This is a genomic window from Cellulomonas humilata (assembly GCF_030814415.1).
GTDB classification, from domain to species: domain Bacteria; phylum Actinomycetota; class Actinomycetes; order Actinomycetales; family Cellulomonadaceae; genus Cellulomonas; species Cellulomonas humilata_A.
In genome coordinates, this window is the sequence record NZ_JAUSVB010000001.1 from 1,206,727 (window position 1) to 1,226,165 (window position 19,439).

The 19,439-nt window shown below is 71.8% G+C and carries 19 protein-coding genes; 10 read left to right on the forward strand and 9 right to left on the reverse strand.

All coding sequences use genetic code 11. The features are described from left to right. Positions 1-10: 10 nt before the first annotated feature. Both J2X26_RS05700 and J2X26_RS05705 read left to right on the forward strand, forming a co-directional pair. Entirely contained in the window at positions 11-1,489 is a 1,479-nt protein-coding gene (locus J2X26_RS05700) for a leucyl aminopeptidase (RefSeq protein ID WP_307490529.1), read from the forward strand. Further along, positions 1,486-2,367, forward strand: coding sequence for a cation transporter (locus J2X26_RS05705; protein WP_307490530.1), 882 nt, complete (start codon positions 1,486-1,488; stop codon positions 2,365-2,367). Before J2X26_RS05700 ends, J2X26_RS05705 begins: the two co-directional genes overlap by 4 nt. Positions 2,368-2,417: 50 nt before the next feature. Here J2X26_RS05705 and J2X26_RS05710 read toward each other — a convergent pair whose 3' ends face one another. The 5 genes from J2X26_RS05710 to J2X26_RS05730 all read right to left on the reverse strand — a co-directional run bounded on the left by J2X26_RS05710 (position 2,418) and on the right by J2X26_RS05730 (position 6,320). Further along, entirely contained in the window at positions 2,418-3,182 is a 765-nt protein-coding gene (locus J2X26_RS05710; RefSeq protein ID WP_307490531.1) for an ABC transporter permease, read from the reverse strand. After that, complete coding sequence (locus J2X26_RS05715) at positions 3,179-3,973, reverse strand: ABC transporter ATP-binding protein (RefSeq protein ID WP_307490533.1); 795 nt, start codon at positions 3,971-3,973, stop codon at positions 3,179-3,181. The genes J2X26_RS05710 and J2X26_RS05715 overlap by 4 nt, the downstream gene beginning before the upstream one ends. A 23-nt stretch (positions 3,974-3,996) precedes the next feature. Next, positions 3,997-4,848, reverse strand: a complete 852-nt coding sequence (locus J2X26_RS05720; RefSeq protein ID WP_307490535.1) for a DUF4097 family beta strand repeat-containing protein — start codon at positions 4,846-4,848, stop codon at positions 3,997-3,999. An 84-nt stretch (positions 4,849-4,932) separates the two neighbouring features. Beyond that, entirely contained in the window at positions 4,933-5,421 is a 489-nt protein-coding gene (locus J2X26_RS05725; protein ID WP_307490536.1) for a histidine kinase, read from the reverse strand. A gap of 248 nt (positions 5,422-5,669) precedes the next feature. Then, a complete protein-coding gene (locus tag J2X26_RS05730) occupies positions 5,670-6,320 on the reverse strand; it encodes a GntR family transcriptional regulator (RefSeq protein WP_307490537.1) in 651 nt (216 codons plus the stop codon). A 122-nt stretch (positions 6,321-6,442) separates the two neighbouring features. On the opposite strand from J2X26_RS05730, the gene J2X26_RS05735 reads away from it, so the two are divergent. Further along, positions 6,443-7,165, forward strand: coding sequence for an alpha/beta fold hydrolase (locus J2X26_RS05735; protein WP_307490538.1), 723 nt, complete (start codon positions 6,443-6,445; stop codon positions 7,163-7,165). 103 nt (positions 7,166-7,268) lie between these two features. After that, on the forward strand, positions 7,269-8,774 hold the full coding sequence (locus J2X26_RS05740; RefSeq protein ID WP_307490539.1) for an outer membrane protein assembly factor BamB family protein: 1,506 nt from the start codon (positions 7,269-7,271) through the stop codon (positions 8,772-8,774). Here the strand turns inward: J2X26_RS05740 and J2X26_RS05745 are convergent. After that, positions 8,771-10,339 carry an AbgT family transporter gene (locus J2X26_RS05745; protein WP_307490541.1) on the reverse strand — a complete coding sequence of 523 codons (1,569 nt, stop codon included), beginning with the start codon at positions 10,337-10,339 and terminating at the stop codon, positions 8,771-8,773. The genes J2X26_RS05740 and J2X26_RS05745 overlap by 4 nt on opposite strands. An 84-nt stretch (positions 10,340-10,423) precedes the next feature. Between J2X26_RS05745 and J2X26_RS05750 the strand changes: the two genes are divergently transcribed. Continuing rightward, positions 10,424-11,395 (forward strand): aldo/keto reductase, encoded by a 972-nt coding sequence (locus tag J2X26_RS05750; protein WP_307490543.1) that lies wholly within the window; start codon positions 10,424-10,426, stop codon positions 11,393-11,395. A 37-nt stretch (positions 11,396-11,432) separates the two neighbouring features. Beyond that, entirely contained in the window at positions 11,433-12,290 is an 858-nt protein-coding gene (locus J2X26_RS05755) for an NAD-dependent epimerase/dehydratase family protein (protein ID WP_307490545.1), read from the forward strand. A 49-nt stretch (positions 12,291-12,339) separates the two neighbouring features. Here J2X26_RS05755 and J2X26_RS05760 read toward each other — a convergent pair whose 3' ends face one another. Beyond that, entirely contained in the window at positions 12,340-12,684 is a 345-nt protein-coding gene (locus J2X26_RS05760; protein WP_307490546.1) for a DUF6572 domain-containing protein, read from the reverse strand. A 150-nt stretch (positions 12,685-12,834) separates the two neighbouring features. Here J2X26_RS05760 and J2X26_RS05765 point away from each other — a divergent pair, with 150 nt between their 5' ends. Next, the gene (locus tag J2X26_RS05765; protein ID WP_307490547.1) at positions 12,835-13,236 is read left to right on the forward strand and encodes a hypothetical protein; all 402 of its coding nucleotides are present in this window, start codon (positions 12,835-12,837) and stop codon (positions 13,234-13,236) included. Here the strand turns inward: J2X26_RS05765 and J2X26_RS05770 are convergent. Beyond that, entirely contained in the window at positions 13,233-14,456 is a 1,224-nt protein-coding gene (locus J2X26_RS05770; protein ID WP_307490549.1) for a type II toxin-antitoxin system HipA family toxin, read from the reverse strand. The two genes, J2X26_RS05765 and J2X26_RS05770, sit on opposite strands and share 4 nt — an antisense overlap. Continuing rightward, positions 14,453-14,698, reverse strand: coding sequence for a helix-turn-helix domain-containing protein (locus J2X26_RS05775; RefSeq protein WP_307490551.1), 246 nt, complete (start codon positions 14,696-14,698; stop codon positions 14,453-14,455). The genes J2X26_RS05770 and J2X26_RS05775 overlap by 4 nt, the downstream gene beginning before the upstream one ends. A gap of 187 nt (positions 14,699-14,885) precedes the next feature. Here J2X26_RS05775 and J2X26_RS05780 point away from each other — a divergent pair, with 187 nt between their 5' ends. The 3 genes from J2X26_RS05780 (at position 14,886) to J2X26_RS05790 (ending at position 19,406) form a co-directional block, all read left to right on the forward strand. Beyond that, a complete protein-coding gene (locus tag J2X26_RS05780) occupies positions 14,886-15,917 on the forward strand; it encodes a semialdehyde dehydrogenase (protein ID WP_307490552.1) in 1,032 nt (343 codons plus the stop codon). After that, a complete protein-coding gene (locus J2X26_RS05785) occupies positions 15,914-17,080 on the forward strand; it encodes an NAD(P)/FAD-dependent oxidoreductase (RefSeq protein WP_307490553.1) in 1,167 nt (388 codons plus the stop codon). Before J2X26_RS05780 ends, J2X26_RS05785 begins: the two co-directional genes overlap by 4 nt. Positions 17,081-17,153: 73 nt before the next feature. Beyond that, positions 17,154-19,406, forward strand: a complete 2,253-nt coding sequence (locus J2X26_RS05790) for a SpoIIE family protein phosphatase (protein WP_307490554.1) — start codon at positions 17,154-17,156, stop codon at positions 19,404-19,406. Positions 19,407-19,439 lie beyond the last annotated feature (33 nt).

The following is a 19,439-nucleotide window of genomic DNA, read 5'->3' on the forward strand; positions in this document are numbered from 1 at the left end:
GAGCACGATCATGCCGTTCGACCCGATCCCGTCCCGCGCCCGGTTCGAGGAGCTCTCCGTCCGGGTCGCCGCGCCCGGCGCCGACGTCGGTCGCGCCCTCGGGCTCGCCGTGACCGCCACGGGCGAGGTCCCGTCCGGGGTGCCGCTGGACCGTGCCGCGCTCACCGAGTGGGGCTTCCGCGGAGCCGTCGGCGAGACGCTGATCCTGCCGCGCGAGGGGGGAGCCGTCATCGCGACCGGCGTCGGCGACGAACCCTCCGAGGCGGCCCTGCGCGACGCCGCCGCCGCGTTCGCCCGGGCGGCCGGTCGTGACGACGTGCTCACCACGGACCTCACGGCAGCCGGAGCGTCCGCCGAGTCCTCCGCCCAAGCCGTCGTCGAGGGCATCCTGCTCGGCCGGTACCGGTACGACGCGCTCAAGTCCGACCCGACCGCGGTCCCCGTCCGGGAGATCGTCCTGCTGGTCGACGACGCGGACGTCGATGCCGCCCAGCGCGGAGCCGACCGCGGCGTCGTGATCGCCCGCGCGGCCTCCCTGTCCCGGGACCTGGCCAGCACGCCCGCCGGTCACCTCACCGCCCCGGACCTGGCCGACATCGCGGTCTGGCTGGCCGGCGAGCACGGGCTCGACATCGAGGTGTTCGACGAGGAGGCCCTGATCGAGATGGGCTGCGGCGGGCTGCTCGGCGTGAACGCCGGGTCCGTCGTCGAACCCCGGATGATCGTGATCCGGTACGTCCCCGCGACGGAGCCCACCGGCCACCTCGGCCTCGTCGGCAAGGGCATCACCTACGACTCCGGTGGCATCAGCCTCAAGCCGTCCAACGCCATGCACGCGGCCATGAAGATGGACATGAGCGGCGCCGGCGCGGTGCTCGCGGCGATGACGGCGCTCGCGGACCTCGAGGTCCCCGTCGCGGTCAGCGCCTACCTGGCCTGTACGGACAACATGCCGTCGGGCTCCGCGACGAAGCTGGGCGACGTGCTGACCAGCCGGAGCGGCCGGACCATCGAGGTGGTCAACACCGACGCCGAGGGACGCCTGGTGATGGCCGACGCGATCGCGCTGGCCCGCGAGGACGAGGTGGACGCGATCGTCGACATCGCCACGCTGACCGGGGCCGCCCTGGCCGCGCTCGGGATGATGACCGCGGCCGTCATCGGCAACGACGACGGCATGCTCGACCTGGTCGAGGCGGCAGCGGAGCGCACCGACGAGCAGGTCTGGCGGCTGCCGCTCGACCGCCGGTACCGCAAGCAGCTCGACTCCGAGGTCGCGGACATCAAGAACCTCGGCGGCGAGTACGCGGGGGCCATCACCGCGGCGCTGTTCCTGGCCGAGTGGGTGGGCGAGACCCCGTGGGCCCACCTGGACATCGCCGGGACGATGCGGTCCGACGGGGACGAGGCGTGGCGGACCAAGGGTGCGACCGGCTTCGGCGCCCGGCTGCTCCTGGAGGTCGCGTCGACGTTCAGCGCGAACCGGTGAACGAGCGGCGCGCGCTCCACGAGTCGATCGCCGGGGCCGCCGTCCTGGGCGCCCTCGCGGTCGTCTGGGGCATCGCCGCCCAGTCGCGCGTGCTGCTGTTCGACGGCGCCTTCATCCTGCTCGGCATCGTGCTGTCCGCGCTGTCGCTCATGGCGTCGCGCGCCGCTGCCGACGTGCCGAGCGCGCGGTTCCCGTTCGGCAAGGCGGCCGTCACGCCCCTGGCGATCGCGGTCCAGGGCGTGGCGCTGCTGGGCACGCTGATCTACGCCGCGGTCGACGCCGTCGCGGTCATCACGGCCGGCGGTGCGGACGTCGAGCCCGGCACCGTGCTTGCCTACGGGCTGATCACGATGACCTGCTCGTACGCGATCTCCCGCTGGCTGACCCGCCGCGCACCCGACTCCGAGCTCGTGGCCGCGGAGGTCGCCCAGTGGCGGGCGGGGGCGCTGCTGAGCCTGGTGTTCGCCGTCGGAGGGGGACTGGCGCTGGCGCTGACCGACGTCGGCGACGTCGTCCGGTACGTCGACCCGGTCCTCGTCCTGGTGGCCTGCCTGGTGCTGCTGCCGATCCCGTTGCGGCTGCTCCGGGCCGCGGGCCTGGAGCTGCTGGAGGCGGAGCCGCCGGCCGAGGTCCGCCGCGTCCTGGCGGAGGCCGTGACGTCCGTGCGGGCGGAGTTCGGGCTCGAGGAGCCGTTCGTCCGCTCGACCAAGCTGGGCAGCCGGCTCTACGTCGAGGTCGACTTCGTGGTCCCGGAGGGGGCGTGGGACGTGACCGGCGAGGACCGCGTCCGCCGCGCGCTGATCGGCCACCTGGAGCCGCTCGGGTACGACCTGTGGGCCAACGTCGAGCTCACCGCCGACCCGGCACTCGCCCGCTGACGCGCCAACGACCGCCCACCAGGATCGTGGGCGGTCGAGGGGCGTGCGGTTCAGCTGATCTTGCGGCGGTACGTGCGCATCGCGAACACGTAGGCGACGACGAGGATGCCGACGCACCAGGCCAGCGCGACCCAGATGTCGTTGCCCACCGGCTGCCCGGCGAACAGGTCCTGGATCGTGTTGACGATCGAGGTCACCGGCTGGTTCTCCGCGAACCACCGCACCGGACCCGACATCGTCTCCGTGGGGACGAAGGCCGAGCTGATGAACGGCAGGAAGATCAGCGGGTAGGAGAACCCCGCGGCCCCGTCGACGGACTTCGCCGAGAGGCCGGCGATGACGGCGACCCAGGTGAGTGCCAGGGTGAACAGGGTCAGGATCCCGGCGACGGCGAGCCACGCCCCGATCCCGGCCGAGGTGCGGAACCCCATGAGGAGACCGACGACGACGATGATCGCGATGGTGATGCCGTTGGACGCCAGCGAGGTGAGCACGTGCGCCCACAGCACCGACGGCCGCGAGATCGGCATCGAGTGGAACCGTTCGAAGATGCCGCTCTGCAGGTCGGTGAAGAGCCGCACGGCCGTGTAGGCGATCCCCGACGCGATCGCGATCAGCAGGATCCCCGGCAGCAGGTAGTTGACGTAGTTCTCGGTGCCCGACTGGATCGCCCCGCCGAACACGTAGACGAAGAGCAGCATCAGGGCGATCGGCGTGACCGCGGTCGTGATGATCGTGTCCACGCTGCGGGTGATGTGCCGCAGCGAGCGACCGGTCAGGTCGGCGGTGTCGCTGAAGAAGTGCGTGGTGGTCATGACAGGTCCTCACTCAGCTCGTTGTTCTTGCTGCCGGTGCCGACGAGCGCGAGGAAGATCTCCTCCAGCGTCGGCTGCTTCTCGACGTACTCGACGGTCGCCGGGGGGAGGAGCTGCTTGAGCTCCCCGAGGGTGCCGTTGGCGATGATGCGGCCCTGGTGCAGGATCGCGATCCGGTCGGCCAGCTGCTCGGCCTCGTCCAGGTACTGCGTGGTGAGCAGGACGGTGGTGCCCTGCGTGGCCAGCTCCTTGATGACCTGCCACACCTCGATGCGCGCCTCCGGGTCGAGGCCGGTGGTCGGCTCGTCGAGGAAGAGCACCTTCGGTTGCCCGATGAGGCTCATCGCGATGTCGAGGCGACGACGCATGCCGCCGGAGTACGTCGCCACCTTGCGCGAGCCCGCCTCGGTGAGGCTGAAGCGCGCGAGGAGGTCGTCGGCGATCTGGTCGGTGTTCTTCAGGTGCCGCAGCTTGGCCACCAGCACGAGGTTCTCCTTGCCGGAGAGGATCTCGTCGACCGCGGCGAACTGCCCGGTCAGGCTGATGGCCTCGCGGACGCTGAACGCGTCGGTCGCGACGTCCGACCCGGCAACGACGGCCGTGCCGGCGTCCTGCTTCAGCAGCGTGGACAGGATCCGGATCATCGTGGTCTTGCCGGCCCCGTTCGAGCCGAGGAGGGCGAAGATGCTGCCCGGCGCGACCTCGAAGTCGACGCCGCGCAGGACGTGCAGCTCCTTGTAGGACTTCTGGATGCCCTGCACGCGGATGGCAGGTGCGGTGGTTGTCGACATGTCTGTGTTCCCTTTCTCGGTTCTCATCGGGCGCGCTGGACGGTGATGTTGCCCGCCTGGGTGCGGGCACGGACGGCGACGGACTGCTCGGACTCGTCGGGGGCACGGTTGCCCTCGAGCTGGTTGCGGACGTGGCCGCTCCTCGAGGACAGGTCGAGCCAGGCGGGGACACCGTCTCGCACCCTGAGGGTGATCTGGCCGTACCCGCTCTCGACCTGGATGGAGCCGCTGGAGATCTCGTGCAGGTTGATGGCGCCGTAGGCGGTCTTCGCGGTGACGGAGGCGAGTGCCTTGGCGATCTCGAGGTCGCCGTAGGAGAGCTTCGCCTCGAGGTCGCCGCCGGCCTCACCGACGGTGACGTTGCCGTGCGACGCCTTCAGGATCGCGTCGCCGGTGACCGTGCCGAGCCGGATCTGACCGTGGTCGGCCGTGATCTCGGCGCCGCCCTCGACGGTGCCGACGGTCGCGCTGCCGTGCCCGGCGCGCAGCCACAGGTCGCCGGTGGTGTCGATCTCGGCACCACCGGACGATGCCCTGACGCGGGTGGCGCCGAGGCGCCCGACGGTGCGCACGTCTCCGACCGCGATGTCGCCGGTGAACCGCGACCCCGTGGGCAGTTCCACCACGATGTCGACGGTGTCGAACGGTCCCGGGCCGATCCAGCTCAGGCGCGGCTTCGGGCCGGTGACGGTGAGCCGCCGGCCGTCGAACTCGACCTTGGTCTCCTCCGCACCCCGGCGGTCGACCGCCTTCGCCGGGTTCGTGGGCGTCACGGTGACGACCGTGTCGGCGCGGTCGCTGGCGACGACGTCGATCGCGCCGACCTGCAGGTGGATGGCGAGGTCGATCGGAGTGGGCGTGGTGTACGTGGGCATGCTGACGCCTGCCTTCCTTTTTGAGTGTGTTCGTCCGGCCCCGCGGGTCCGCGTGGCTGGTGGTCTGTTGTGGGGCTGGGCGGGTTAGCGCGCCCAGCCGGCGAAGCTGTCGCCGGTGCGCAGCGTGCGCTGCGCGGATCGTCGTTGCTTGGGCTGGAGTGCGGCGGCGACCGCCCGCACCAGCCACGTGTTGACGGACAGTCCGTCCGCCACGGCCGCCTCGTCGACCTTCGCCTTGAGGGCGTCCGGCAGGCGGAGCGTGGTGCGCGAGGTGCTCACGTCGTCGAGGTCCACCGAGGTGGTGGGCTCGTCGTCGCTCTCGGCCTCGGTGCTCGCCTGGGTGACCACGAACTCGACCTCACGGCCGCGCAGCCGCAGGTCGACCGAGCCCGGTGCCAGGTCGCGGGTGATCTCCCCGACCGCGGCCGAGAGGACGTCGAGCAGCACGAGCCGCGCCGCGGAGTCGAGGCCAGCGACGAGCCGCTCGGCGACCGCACGGGTGTCGTCCGTGCCGTTCTCTGCGGAGTCCAGCAGCTGGCGCTGCAGGTCGTTGACGTACGTTCCCAGGTCCATGGCACCAGCATGACACCACAATGGTGTCAGGTCAAGCATCTGTGGTGTCAGATCGTACGGAAGTGGTGTCACGCGAACCCTGAGATGGCTATCTGCGCAGGTCAGGCCCCCATCGCGCGGTCGGGATCGACCAAGCCATGCGTGACGTTGACGCGCCTGCCCGCGCCACCCATGGCTTGCTCACCGCCGCGCGAACCCGACCGTGGTGTCGTCGGGTGGCTCGCGGTGTCAATCGCGTCGGGTCGTCGTCAGCCTGCCGACGTCGGGAGCGTGTGCCAGGTCTCGAACGCGACCGCCGCCGCTGCGTCGACGTCGCCGGCCGCGCACATCCGGATGAGCTCCTCGTGCCGGTCGGGGGAGCGCAGGCCGTCGGCCGACGCGAACCGCAGCCGCTCGATCCTGCGCAGCACGGGCATGTACTGCTCGAGGACCGCGGCCGCCGCCCGGTTGCCGGCGACGGCGACCGGGACCGCGTGCAGCTCGTCGTCGGCGACGATCGCGGCGTCGATGTCCCCGGCGTCGAGGGCGTCGCCGAACCGACGGGCTGCGTCGCGCATCGCGTCGAGGTCGGCGGAGGTGAACCGGGCGACCGCCTCCCGGACCGCCAGCTCGTGCATCGCGGCGACGACGTCCCGGGCGTCGCGCGTGGAGCGCTCGTCGAGCGAGCTGACGACTGTCGACCGTCCCGGTCGGGCGACGACGAGCCCGCCCTGCGCGAGCCGGAGCAGCGCCTCGCGGACCGGGGTGCGGCTCACGCCGAGCCAGGTCGCGAGCTCGCCGTCCCGGAGCTGCTCGCCGGGGGCGAAGGTGCCGTCGGTGATCGCGTCGCGCAGGCGCCGGTAGACGTCGTCCCGCAGTAGTGAGCGGTCGACGGGCGGGCGGTCGGTGGGAACGGGCACGCCCCCATGGTGCCCGCCCCGGGGCGCCCGATGGAGGAGGTCTTGACGGAGTGTCGGCAGTACGCAATATATTGCATGCCGATTGTGTTGGAGCTGTCGTCCCATCAACGAGAGGAAGACCCATGAGCACCACCAAGCAGACCGTCGTCCTGGTCCACGGCGCCTACGCGGACTCGTCGAGCTGGAACGGCTCCATCGACGCGCTGCAGGGGGCCGGCCACCGCGTCATCGCCGTCGCCAACCCCCTGCGAGGTCTGGAGAGCGACGGCGACTACCTGCGCAGCGTCCTGGAGACCATCGACGGCCCCATCGTCATCGCGGGCCACTCGTACGGCGGATCCGTCATGAGCCACGCGGCCGAGGGGAACCCGAACGTCACGGCTCTCGTCTACGTCGCGAGCTTCCTCGCCGAGGTCGGCGAGAGCCTGCTCGAGCTCGTCGAGAAGTTCCCCGGCGCCCAGCTCGGCGGGGCCGCCGTCCCGACGCCGTACCGCACGCCCGACGGCAGCACGGAGACCGAGCTGACCATCGACCCGGGCCGCTTCCCGCAGCTCTTCGCGGGCGACGTCGACCGGGCCGTCGCACGGCGGATGGCCGCCACCCAGCGCCCTCTCGCGCTCGCCGCCTTCACGGCCCCGGCGACCCGCGCGGCCTGGCGGTCCATCGAGTCGTGGGCGCTGCTCGCGGCGCAGGACCTCGCCGTCCCCGCCGAGCTGGTGCGCTTCATGACGGAGCGGGCCGACGCGCACCTGGTCGAGGTGGACGCGTCGCACGCCGTCACGGTCTCGCAGCCCGGCGCCGTGACCGACCTGATCCTCGAGGCGGCGCGGGCGACCGCGCGCTGATCCGCCACACCCGGGTGGGGCCGCGATCCGCGCCCCACCCGGGTGCCAGGTCACCCGGTGAGATAGGCCTGGGCGCCGATGCGTGCAGGTAGCGTCCGGTCGCATGGCGACGCGCAGCGGGATGGCGGAGGTCGAGCTCGTCGAGCACGACGACGACGTCGTCGACCCCGTCGACCACGTGGGCCGTGCCCGCGTCGTCGTCCGCGCCCGTGCGCGGGGCGTTCTCGGCTGGATCGGTCGGCACCGGGTGCTCGCGCTCGCGACGGTCGTCGCCACCGTCGTCGCGGTCGGCGTCCCGGCGGCCTGGTCGGTCCGGTCGGAGCGTGCCCGGCTCGACGCCCTCGCCGCGCATCCTGGTATCGCCGCGCCGCTGGCCTCCGCGCCCGACGTGGCGTGGACGTCCCCGGCGACACCGGGCAGCTTCGCGCTGACTGTGTCCGATCGCGCCTGGATCCGGGACGACGTCCTGATCCTGTGGGAGCAGACCGGCGACTCGACGAACTCCCTGCGCGCCGTCGACGTCGGCTCCGGGAACGAGCTCTGGACGTCGCCCCTCTCGAGCGTCCCGGACCTGGGAGACCCGGCCGACCGCGCCACCAACGACGTGACGACCTGCTCGTCACCGGAGGCGGCCCCCGGACAGGGGGTCGTGGTCTGCCTGGTGACCGACTCGTGGCAGCTCACCGTCTCGGACGACGACACCCAGGCCGACCTGGTCGAAGCCGCCACGGTGCGGCTGCGGACGTTCGACGCCGCGACCGGTGAGACGGTGCTGGACCGGCCTCTCGGCAGTGGTGCCTCCTTCACCCCGATCGACTCCGACGTGGTCGTCGCGGAGCGCCCCCGGTCGGGCGACGGCCCGGCGCGGGTGGTGCGGCTCGACCCGTCGACCGGGACGGAGCGGTGGGCCGTCGACATCCCGCACCCGGTCGGCGGGGCCGGGTGGGAGTACCCCACCGTGCAGCTGCTCGGCGACGAGATCGGCGTGGGCTGGCTCGGGACCACGACCCTGTTCACCGGCGACGGTGGCCCGACAGGTGTCCTCGACACCGACATCGTGTGGCAGGCCCGGGGACACCGCGTCACGGCCGGCGGCGCAGCGACCACCCAGCTGCGGGACCTCGACACCGGCCGCGTCATCGAGCTCGGGGACGCCCGGGAGCCGTGGATCGACACCGACGACAGGTCCGAGCCCGACCTGCTGATCCTGCAGTCCGAGGACCGGCTCGCCGCGCGCGACCTGGCCACCGGGCAGCTGGCGTGGCGGGTCGACTGGCCGGCGGAGCGGACCCTGAACCTCGTCGTCGTCGACGGCATGCTCGCGCGCCAGACCGACGACGCCCTGACCGTCCTCGACCTCCGCACCGGCGAGCAGCTCTGGCGCCGGTCGATGTCCGCCTACGGCGAGAGCATGGTCACCGACGGACGCCGGCTGGTCGTGATCGCGTCCGTCGTCGGGACCGGACCCGTGGTCGCCGCCTACGACGCGCGCGACGGGCGACGCGTCTGGGAGGCACCCGTCCCGATCGCGGTGCAGAGCCTGGCGGTGGTCGACCACCGGCTCTTCGCGGTCAGCAGCGAGGGCGTCGTCGCGTTCGGGGCGAGCTAGTCCAGGTAGATCGACGCCCCCGGGCCCAGCGGGATGCCGAGCAGGTACCAGACCACCAGCAGCGCGGACCAGGTGATCAGCAGCACCACGGTGTACGGGAGCATCAGCGAGATCACGGACCCGACGCCGACCTTCCGGCGGTACCGCTCGGCGAAGATCACGATCAGCGCGAAGTACGGCATCAGCGGCGTGGCCACGTTCACGGGCGAGTCGCCGACACGGTAGGCGGCCATCGCCAGGTCCGGGGAGATGCCGAGCTGGATGAACAGGGGCACGAACACGGGCGCGAAGATGGCCCACTTGGGCACGACGCCGCCGATGAAGATGTCGATGACGGCCGTCATGGCGATGAGCCCGAGGATCAGCCAGACGGTGCTGAGGTTGGCGGCCTCGAGGGTGTCGGCCATGTTCACGGCGGCGATGGTGCCGAGGTTCGAGTAGTTGAAGTACGCGATGAACTGGCTGATGACCAGGAGCAGGAAGATCAGGCCGGAGAGGCCGGCGATGGTCTTGGTCATGGGGTTGATGACGTCCATCGAGCCCTTGATCGTGCCGGCGCCCCTGCCGTAGCAGAGCCCCATCACGAAGAAGTACACGAGGATCAGGAAGATGATCGAGTTCAGCAGCGGGGAGTCCTCGATCAGGCTCCCGGTCTCGGGGTTGCGCAGCAGGGCGTTCGGCGGGAGCGAGAGCGCGAGCACGACGACGGTCGTGCCGAGGAAGCCCCAGAAGGCGTAGCGCAGGCCGTTCTTCTCCTCGGCGCTGAGCTCGCCCGACGGTGGTTCGTCGGCAGTCTCGGGTCCCTCGGAGGGGTGGTAGGCGCCCAGCCGCGGCTCGACGAACTTCTCGGTGAGCAGCGTGACGACGACGGTGACCAGCAGCGTGGAGACGATCCCGAAGTACAGGTTGCCGGTGATCGACACGTGGTTGGCGGGGTCGGCGATGGCCTCGTTGGTGATCTCCGCGAGCATCCCGTCGACCGGGGTGATGAGGATGTTCACCGCGAACCCGCCGCCGACCCCGGCGAACGCGGCCGCGAGGCCGGCCAGCGGGTGGCGGCCCAGGGACAGGAACACCGCGGCGGCCAGCGGGATCAGCACCAGGTAGCCGGCGTCGGTGGCGATCGAGGACAGCACGCCGAGCAGCACGATGATGAACGTGATGGCCCGCGGCGGGGCGATCTTGACCAGGCGCTTGATGAACGAGGAGATCAGGCCGACCTCCTCGGCCATGCCCACGCCGATCATGGCGACGACGATGACGCCGACCACCCCGAAGTTGTTGAAGTTGGCGACCGGCGACGTGAACACGAACCGCAGCCCGTCCGCGTCGAGGAGGCTCTGCGCGGCCACCGTGACGGTGATCGGTTCCTCCGCACCGATCTGCGCCTGCTCGAACGTGACGGTGCTCCCGGCCGCCTGGAAGATCGCCGAGAGCACCATGATGAACGCGATGAGGATCAGGAAGATGATCACCGGATGGGGGACCCTGTTCCCCGCCACCTCGATCCCGTCCAGGACCTTCTGGAGTAACGATCGTGGGGGTGCCGCCTCGACCTGGCTCATGCGCGCTCCTCGGCTCGAACCGCTTCGGGACCGACGGTAGCGCCGGACCCGACATCTCGGACGGCTCCGTGATGGGATGTCGCCATGAAGCAGCCCGTCTACGCACCCGGCCAACCCGGATGGATCCGCGATCTCGGTCGTACTGGCCTGCAGGTCTCGGCCGTCTGTCTCGGCGGTGGACCGCTCGGCAGCATGCCCGCGCTCTTCGGTCGTGACGTCACCGCCGACGAGGGCGTCGCGACGGTCCTCGCCGCGCTCGACAGCCCGATCCGCTTCATCGACACCTCCAACGCGTACAGCGAGGGCGAGAGCGAGCGCCGCATCGGTGCCGCGCTCGTCGAGGCGGGCGGGGTGCCCGAGGGCGTCGTCATCGCCACGAAGGTGGACCCGTCGGGACGTGACTACTCCGCCGAGCGCGTGCGCGCGTCCGTCGCGGAGAGCCGTGCGCGGCTGGGGATCGAGAAGCTTCCGCTGGTCCACCTGCACGACCCGGAGTCGTTCGACTTCGCGGAGATGTCCGCGCCCGGCGGCCCGGTCGAGGCGCTCGTGCAGCTGCGCGACGAGGGCGAGGTCGGCGCGATCGGCCTGGCGGGCGGCCGGGTGCAGGAGATCGCGAAGTACCTGGACCTCGGCGTCTTCGACGTCCTGCTGGTGCACAACCGCTGGACGCTCGTCGACCGCAGCGCCGGCGCGCTGCTCGACGAGGCCGTCCGGCAGGAGATGGGGATCCTCAACGCCGCGGTGTACGGCGGCGGGATCCTGGCGTTCCAGGCCGGGGGGCCGACGAGCTACGGATACCGCCCGGCACCGCCCGAGACGCTGCAGGCGATCGAGGCGATGCGGCGGGTGTGCTCCGACTTCCACACGGACCTCGGCACCGCGGCGCTGCAGTTCTCGCTGCGGGACGAGCGGATCGCGTCGACCGTCGTCGGCATGAGCCGTCCCGGACGCGTCGCCCGCACGCTCGACCTGGCGTCCGAGCCGCTGCCGGACGCGCTGTGGCCGGCGCTGGAGGCGCTCGTCCCGCCGCCGCACGTGTGGCTCGACGCCGACTGACCCCGCGCCTCGGGCCGCGGCGGGTTAGCGTCGCGGGATGAGTCGCGTCGTAGTCACCGGTGGGTCAGGCAAGCTCGGGCGTGCGGTCGTGGAGGATCTCGCGACGCACGGGTATGACGTGGTCAACGTCGACACAGCCCTGCCGCCCGCCGGTCAGCAGGCGGTGTTCAGCCGCGTCGACCTCACCGACCTGGGCGAGGTGACCGAGGCGCTCACCGGCATCGACGACCGGTACGACGGCGTCGACGCGGTGGTCCACCTCGCGGCGATCCCCGCGCCGGGCCTGCGCCCGAGCGGCGCGACGTTCGCCAACAACGTCGTCGCCACCCACCACGTGTTCAGCGCCGCCCGCCGCGCCGGCATCAAGAACGTCGTCTGGGCATCCAGCGAGACCGTCCTCGGGCTGCCGTTCGAGACGCCCCCGCCGTACGTCCCCGTCGACGAGGAGTACGCGGTCCGCCCGGAGAGCACCTACTCGCTGGGCAAGGCGGTCGAGGAGGAGATGGCCCGGCACTTCACGCGCTGGGACCCCGACCTCAAGCTCATCGGGCTGCGGTTCTCCAACGTCATGGACGTCGCCGACTACGCCGCGTTCCCGTCGTTCGCCGACGACCCCCGCAGCCGCATCTGGAACCTCTGGGGCTACATCGACGCCCGCGACGGCGCCCTGGCCGTCCGGCTCGCGCTCGAGAGCGACCTGACGGGGTTCGAGGCGTTCATCGTCGCGTCTCCCGACACCGTCCTGGAGCGGCCGTCCGCCGAGCTCGTCGCGGAGTACTTCCCCGACGTCCCCGTGCGCCGGCCGATCGAGGGCCGCGAGACGCTGCTGTCCATCGACAAGGCCCGCCGCCTGCTCGGCTACGACCCGCAGCACACCTGGCGCGACGAGGTCTGAGGCTCACCCGACGGAGCGCCCGGCCTCCCTCCGGCTGCGGGCGATGCGTTCAGGGGGAGCGCAGCAGCAAGGATCCGCCGTGGTCAGGCAGGCGCGTCGCCACCACCTCGAGCACCTGCCTGGTGCGACTGTCAGGGTCCCCGTCCAGGGAGTTGACGACGATGCGCCAGGGCTTCCCTGCTGCGTCAGGGAACCGTTGCAGGAGCTCCCCGTCTAGCGCGAAGGAGACGTAGGTCTGGACCTTCGCCTGGAGCGACTCCAGCTGAGCGTCCGACCCGGTCCACCGGTTCGCCTGGACGACGACGAGCTCGATCACTCCGTCAGACGACTCGGCGACCACGTCGATCTGCGCGGGGTCGAAGAGCGCCTCGGGCTGACGTCGACCGAATCGCATGGAGCGACCCTAGGGCCTGTGGCATCGCGAGCAGCCCGTCTGACAACACCTCACCCGGTTCCGACGGTCTCCGGAGCGGGAGCCGGCAGTCTTCTGGCGCACACCTCGATCATCGGAGCCCTCTGAGGGAGCGCCTGGCAGACTCTCGATGTGCGGAGCCACGGCCACCCCTATCCCTTCCGGCCGAAGCCGTGGGCGGACATCGCTGCCTTCTTCGAGGAGACGGCCGATCGTCATCCGCGCTACCAGCACATGGTCGACATCGTCGAGAGCGTGCGCGCATCGACCGCAGTCGGGCTGCTCGCCGGCTGCACCGCGATGCACGACCTCATGGTGGTGCCGACGCCGGTCCCGGAGCCGCCGTTGGGCATGGTTCTCGTGCGAGCACCGAACTCGGTCTGGTCCCCCGGGCCGGGCGACGTGGTGATCGAGCACACGTCGGTCACCGGGCACCGCGACCGGATCGAGCGGCCTGCTGCCGACGCCGTCCCGCTGTTCTGGCGCTTCATGATCGAGAAGGACGGCATCGTCCCGGTCGATCTTCCGGGCTAGCCCATCGGTCCCAGCAGTGTGAGGGCGCGGTCTCTGACTGCCTCGGCGACGGAGATCTCGACGTCAGGATCGCCCAGGGCTTCCGCGCTGCGCGCGAGAGCCAGCAGCGTGTCCCTCACGACGTTCGCGGCCACCTCGGCCGACAGCCCCCAGAGCTCGGCCTCGGACGTGAGGTGGCCGGCGGTGATGTAGGGCAGGTAGACCTGCTGGTCGACCGCGTGACCCGCGTGCCGGAGCCTCGACGCGACGAGGAACACCGGCGCGACGTCGTACAGGGGTGTCATCGAGACGTTCGCGGACTGGCTGATGTGCACGGAGTAGTTCTTCGAGTGCGCGTCCCCGTTGCCGATCGCGGCGTTGAACGTCACCTGGGCGAGGAGGTCCGACAGGAACGCGACAGGGTCGAGCGCCTCGGACGCCGCGAGAGCCGCCAGTGCTGCCAGCCGGCGTTCACCGGCGCTCGCCTCGTACTTGTCCCTGGCGGCGAGGCCGAGTGCCTGCGTGAAGTCCTCTTGGTGAGCACGGCGACCGTCGCGACGGTCGAACCTCTCCACGACGAGCGCCTCCCGCCCACCGAACGTCTGCAGGTCGGCCTTGGCGGCCCGCAATCCGGCGTCGGTGGCGAGTCGGAGCGCCCAGTGCTCGTACCGAATGATCTGCGGGACGACGACCTGTGTGCTGATCGGCTCGGGCTTGATGAGGTGCGTCGACATCGCACCCCCGGACGGCCACGCCCAGCCCTCCGCGGTCCTGGTGAGCAGCACCTTGTCCTGGATGCCGCCGAGGGATGCAGACACCTCCAAGCCGTCCCGGGTCGGGTGGGTGGGCAGGTCGCGCACGATCACGTCGACCTGCTCGTCGGTCAGCGGCGAGAGGACGCCGTCTCCGACCGTGACGTCGCCGGTGGTGAACTGGATCGCGCCGGCGCACTCGCGTCCGATGTGAGCGAGCAGCGCGAACGCGTCACCGGGGCGGATCGAGTGCTCGCGCTCGAGGACTGCACGCCCGCTCCCCTCGGGCAGGAGGTTGTCGCAGAACCGTTCGAGCGCATCTCCCTGGACACGCTTGTCCGTCAGGGGCAGCGACAATGAGAGGGGGCGCGCGCCGAAGCCGTAGGTGCTGAGCGCGCCCTCGGTGAACCGTAGGCGTAGGCGGGCGTTGCGGAGCTGTTCGAGCTCGCCGACGACCTGTCCGTGCAGCCACATGGTCAGGATGCTCATCGGGGCGGCTCCACCGTCACGGTCGATCCGCGGGGGACCACCACCAGCTCGTAGCCCTGGACGTCGAGGAGCTTCATGAGCGTGTCCACCTGGGGGCTCGTGCCGCGTTCGAGGCGAGACAGGTGCGGGCGTGAGGAGCCCACCCGTGCCGCCAGGTCGCTCTGGTTGGTCCCGGCGCGCTGTCGGATGGACTGGAGGGCGGCACCCAGCGAGGCCTTGGTCCGCGCGCGGTACCAACGCATCTGTGCAGATTCAATGGGCTCCTCCATAGCGATGAATCCTAGCAGATTCACATTGTCCGTTGGAGACGATGAATCTCTGGAGATGCATGCCTCACGGCGCTGACCAGCACCTCACCCGGCACCGGGGGTATCAGGAACGAGTCACGGCGTCCTTTCCGGGCACACCTCGATCCCCCGGAGCCCCGTGATGAGCAGCGCCGTCCCGTTCGCCTTCCTGGTCCATCCGCGTGCCCGGATCGCGGAGGACCTGGCTCGCGTCTGGCGTCCGCTCGGCCGGGTGCCAGAGCGGTTCATCGACTCGGCCGTCAGGAAGCTGCCGCTCCCGTCGTACGCGATGGCGCGCGTGCACCTGGACTCGGCGCCCGTCGGTCATGTCGTGCTCGTGCCGTTCGGCGCCAAGCACCTGCTGTCCGAGCCGCACGAGGGCCGGGTGCGCGTCGGTCGGGCGATCGACCACGCCGCTCGGCTCGGTGCGGGGGTCGTCGGGCTGGGGGCGCTGACCGCGACGGTCACCGCCGGTGGCGCGACGCTGCGGGGGCGGACAGACATCGGTGTCACCAACGGCAACGCGTACACGGCGGCGATCGTCGAGGACCAGCTGATGGCTCTGCTGGCCGACCTGCCGGAGCGTCGGGTCGCGGTCGTCGGTGCGACGGGATCCGTCGGCACCACGCTGGTCCGGCTGCTCGCGCAGTCCGGTGCGGTCGACTCGCTGCTCCTCGTCGCACGCGGTGTGCCGAAGCTCGCCGCGCTCGCCGCGGAGGTGGGTCGCCGGGTGCCGACGACGACCTCGACGGACATGCACGACGTGCGCGGCTGCGACGCGGTGGTGCTGCTGACGGCGTCGGCCGACGCGCTGCTCGGGGCCGAGCACCTGGCGCCCGGCGCACGCGTCCTGGACGCCACCCAGCCCCGCAACACCTCGCCGGACCTCGCGGCGGCACGCCCGGACGTGACCGTGGTCGACGGCGGGGTCGTCGAGGTGCCCGGCATGCACCTGCGCGGCGGCGACATCGGGCTGCCGCGCGGGCAGGCGTACGCGTGCTTCGCGGAGACGTTCCTGCTGGGGCTCGCGGGGCACGTCGGGCACTTCTCGACGGGGGTCCCGACCCTCGACCACGTCGCGCACATCCGCGGCCTGGCCGACCGGTTCGCGCAGCACGGGTTCGCGGCGGCCGCACCGGCCAGCTTCGGCCGGCCGCTCGTGAGCGTCCGATGAAGCGGGTCGTCCTCCTCGGCGGCGGCTACGTGACGCTGCACGCGTACGGCGCGCTCGTCCGGCGGCTGCGCGGCGAGCTGCGCCGGCGCGAGGTCGAGATCGTCGTGATCAGCGCGGACACGGTGCACAACTTCCACGGGTTCACGGGCGAGGTCGTCGCGGGGTTGCTCCCGATCGCGCTGACGCAGACCCCGCTGACCGAGGCGATGCCGAAGGCCCGGGTGCTGCACGCCCGGGTCACGCACGTCGACGTCCTCGCGCGGACGGTCTCGTTCACCGGCGGCGAGATCGGCTACGACGCGCTCGTCGTCGGCGCCGGTGGCCGCGAGCCGCTCGACGCGGTCGACGGACTGGCGGGACACGGACTCACGCTGCGGGGACCGGGTGACCTCGCCGACCTGCTGCAGCGGGTACGGGTTCTCGACGGTCCCGTGGTGGTCGTCGGCGGCGGGCTCGCGGGGGTCGAGCTCGCCGCCGCGCTCGCGGCCCGAACGGCGCAGGTCGTGCTGGTCCAGTCGGCCGACCGGGTGGTGCCGGTGCTGCACGCCGAGCACCCCCGGCTGGCCGCCCGCTGCACGCGCGAGCTCGCGCGGCTGGGGGTCGACGTCCGCACCGGCGTCCGGGTCGACGCGGTGGACGACGGCTCGGTGTCCCTGTCCGACGGCTCCGTCGTCCCCACGCACGTCGTCCTGGCGACCACAGGCCAGCGCGCGGTCGCCCTGCCCGGCCTGGAGTCCCTCCCGCGCGACGGCCGCGGCCGGCTGGTGACCACCCGCGACCTGCTCGTCGCGCCCGATGTCTGGTCCGCCGGCGATGCCGCGTCCGTCGCGCACCCGCGCAGCGGCCTGCCGGTGACGTCCAACGCGCTGTGGGCCATCAAGGCCGGCGACCAGGTGGGCCGCAACGTCGCGCGCGCCCTTCGAGGGCGGGCCGGAAGACCGTTCCGGTACCTCGGGCTCGGTCAGGCGGCGTCGTTCGGGGTCGGCCGCGGCGTTGCGGACCTGTACGGGTTCCCGCTCACCGGGTGGGTAGCGTGGCTGATGCGGGTCGGGTTCTTCCTGCGGTTCATGCCGTCGCGTGCCCGTGCGCTGAAGGTGCCCGGGGAGCTCGTCCGGCGCTCGCGGAGCGCCCAGGCCGCGACGAAGGTGGTCGTCCCCGGCTGAACCGCCCCGCTCTCGACCGTGGCAGGGTGGCGACTACGATCCTGCGTCGGACCAGGGCGAGTCGGAGGTGACCATGGCGGATGCGGAGGGGACGACATTCCTCGCGCCCGGTGAACCGGTCGACCTGGACAACTGCGCCCGCGAGCCCATCCACGTGCCGGGCAGCATCCAGCCGCGCGGGGTCTTCCTGGCCGTCACCGAGCCGGACCTGGTGGTGCGGCACACCTCGCAGAACGTCGCGGAGATCCTCGGGCACCCGGTCGACGACGTCCTCGGCCATCCGCTGGAGGACGTGCTCGGCGCCGAGGCCGCCGGCGCGATCGAGCACCACGTCCGCACCTGGGGCAACCTGCGAGCCCGCAACCCGCTGGTGGTCACGGTCGGTGACGTCGAGCTCGACGTTGTCCTGCACCGCATCCTCAGCGGCGAGAGCACGCTGCTGATCGTCGAGCTGGAGCCCGCATCGGGACCTCGCCCGTTCTCGTTCCCGAACACGTACCAGGCGGTGCGCGGCGCGGTCGAGCAGCTCAACCACGCGCACGACCTGGCGCAGCTCTACGAGATCACCGCGCGCGAGGTCAGGGCGCTCACGGGCTTCGACCGCGTGATGATCTACCGCTTCGACGACGAGTACAACGGCGAGGTCGTCGCGGAGGCGAAGCGCCCCGACCTCAACCCGTTCCTCGGCCTGCACTACCCGGCGTCCGACATCCCGCCGCAGGCCCGCGCGCTCTACGAGCAGAACTGGGTGCGGCTCATCTCCGACGTCGGCTACACCCCGTCGCGGATCGTGCCGGGTCTCGACGAGGAGACCGGCCTGCCGCTCGACCTCACGCACTCGATCCTGCGCAGCGTCTCGCCCATCCACCTGGAGTACCTGCGCAACATGGGCGTCGCCGCGTCGATGTCGATCTCGTTGCTGCGGAACGGCCGGCTCTGGGGCCTCATCGCATGCCACCACTACTCGGGCCCGCACGACCCGCCGTTCGGGGTGCGGGCCGCGGCGGAGTTCCTGGGGTCCACCTTGTCGCTGCGCCTGGTGGCACGCGTCGAGGAGGACGAGCTCGAGGCCCGCATCCGTGCGGCGGGCACCTTGTCGCGGCTGCTGACGCGTGGCCGTGACCACGACCGCGCGCTGGCATCGTCCCTCGTCGGCACGACCTCGGTGCTCGACCTCGTCCCCGCGCAGGGGGCGATCGTGTCCGCCGACGGTGTGGTCGACTCCGTCGGACGGGTGCCGGCCGACCCGGCACCGCTGCTCGCCTGGGTGGCCGGGCAGGACGCCGAGGTCGTCGTCCGCGATGCGCTGGAGGAGCAGGAGCCGCAGCTCGCGGCCGCGTTCCCGGAGTTCGCCGGCCTGCTCGCGCTGCGGCTGCCGGAAGGCCAGGCCGTGGTGTGGCTCCGGCACGAGGCCGTGCACAACGTGGACTGGGGCGGCGACCCGCACAACAAGGCGATCGCCACCCGCGAGGGCGATGACGTGCGCCTCAGCCCGCGCAAGTCGTTCGCGCTCTGGCGCGAGACCGTCCGGGGGCGCAGCGAGGCCTGGACCGAGCGTGAGGTGCGCTCCGCGGAGGAGCTGCGGGCGCGGCTGCTCGAGGTGCTCCTGGAGCGTTCGCAGCTCCAGGTCCGGGCCGCGGAGACCGTGCAGCGCAGCCTCCTCCCGTCGTCGGTCCCGGACCCCGAGGGCTGGGCGGTGCACGCCCGCTACGAGCCCGCTGCCGGAGGGCGGGTGGGGGGCGACTGGTACGACGCGCTCGTGCTCCCGGACGGCCGGCTAGCCGTGGTGGTGGGGGACGTGGCCGGGCACGGGTTGTCGGCGGCCGCCGCGATGGGGCAGGTCCGCAACGCGCTGCGGGCGTACCTCCTGCGCGGTGACTCCCCGGCGCAGACCCTCGCGTCGCTCGACCACGCGGTCCGGTGGACGATGCCGTTCGAGATGGCGACCGTCGTCGTCGCCCTCGTGGACCTGACGACGGGCGAGGTCGAGCTCTCCGTCGCGGGACACCCGAGACCCCTGCTGCTGGATCCCGGTGGTTCCGCGGCGCTGCTGGAGATCCCCGTCGACCGGCCGGTCGGTGTCGGGTCGGGCGAGCCGCCGACGACCAGGCTCACCCTGCCGCCCGGCGGTGGCCTCGTGCTGTACAGCGACGGGCTGGTCGACTCCCGGGAGACGTCGTTGCGCGACGGGCTGCGGCGCCTGCGCGCCCAGTTCGACGGGACCGACGGACGTCCGGTCGACATCGACGAGGTCCTGCGCGAGTGCCGGGACCCCGCGTCGGTCGACGACGTCACGCTGCTGCTGGTGTGCCGGGACCGCGACTGAGAGGTACGGCGACGGACGGTCGGGACCGCACAC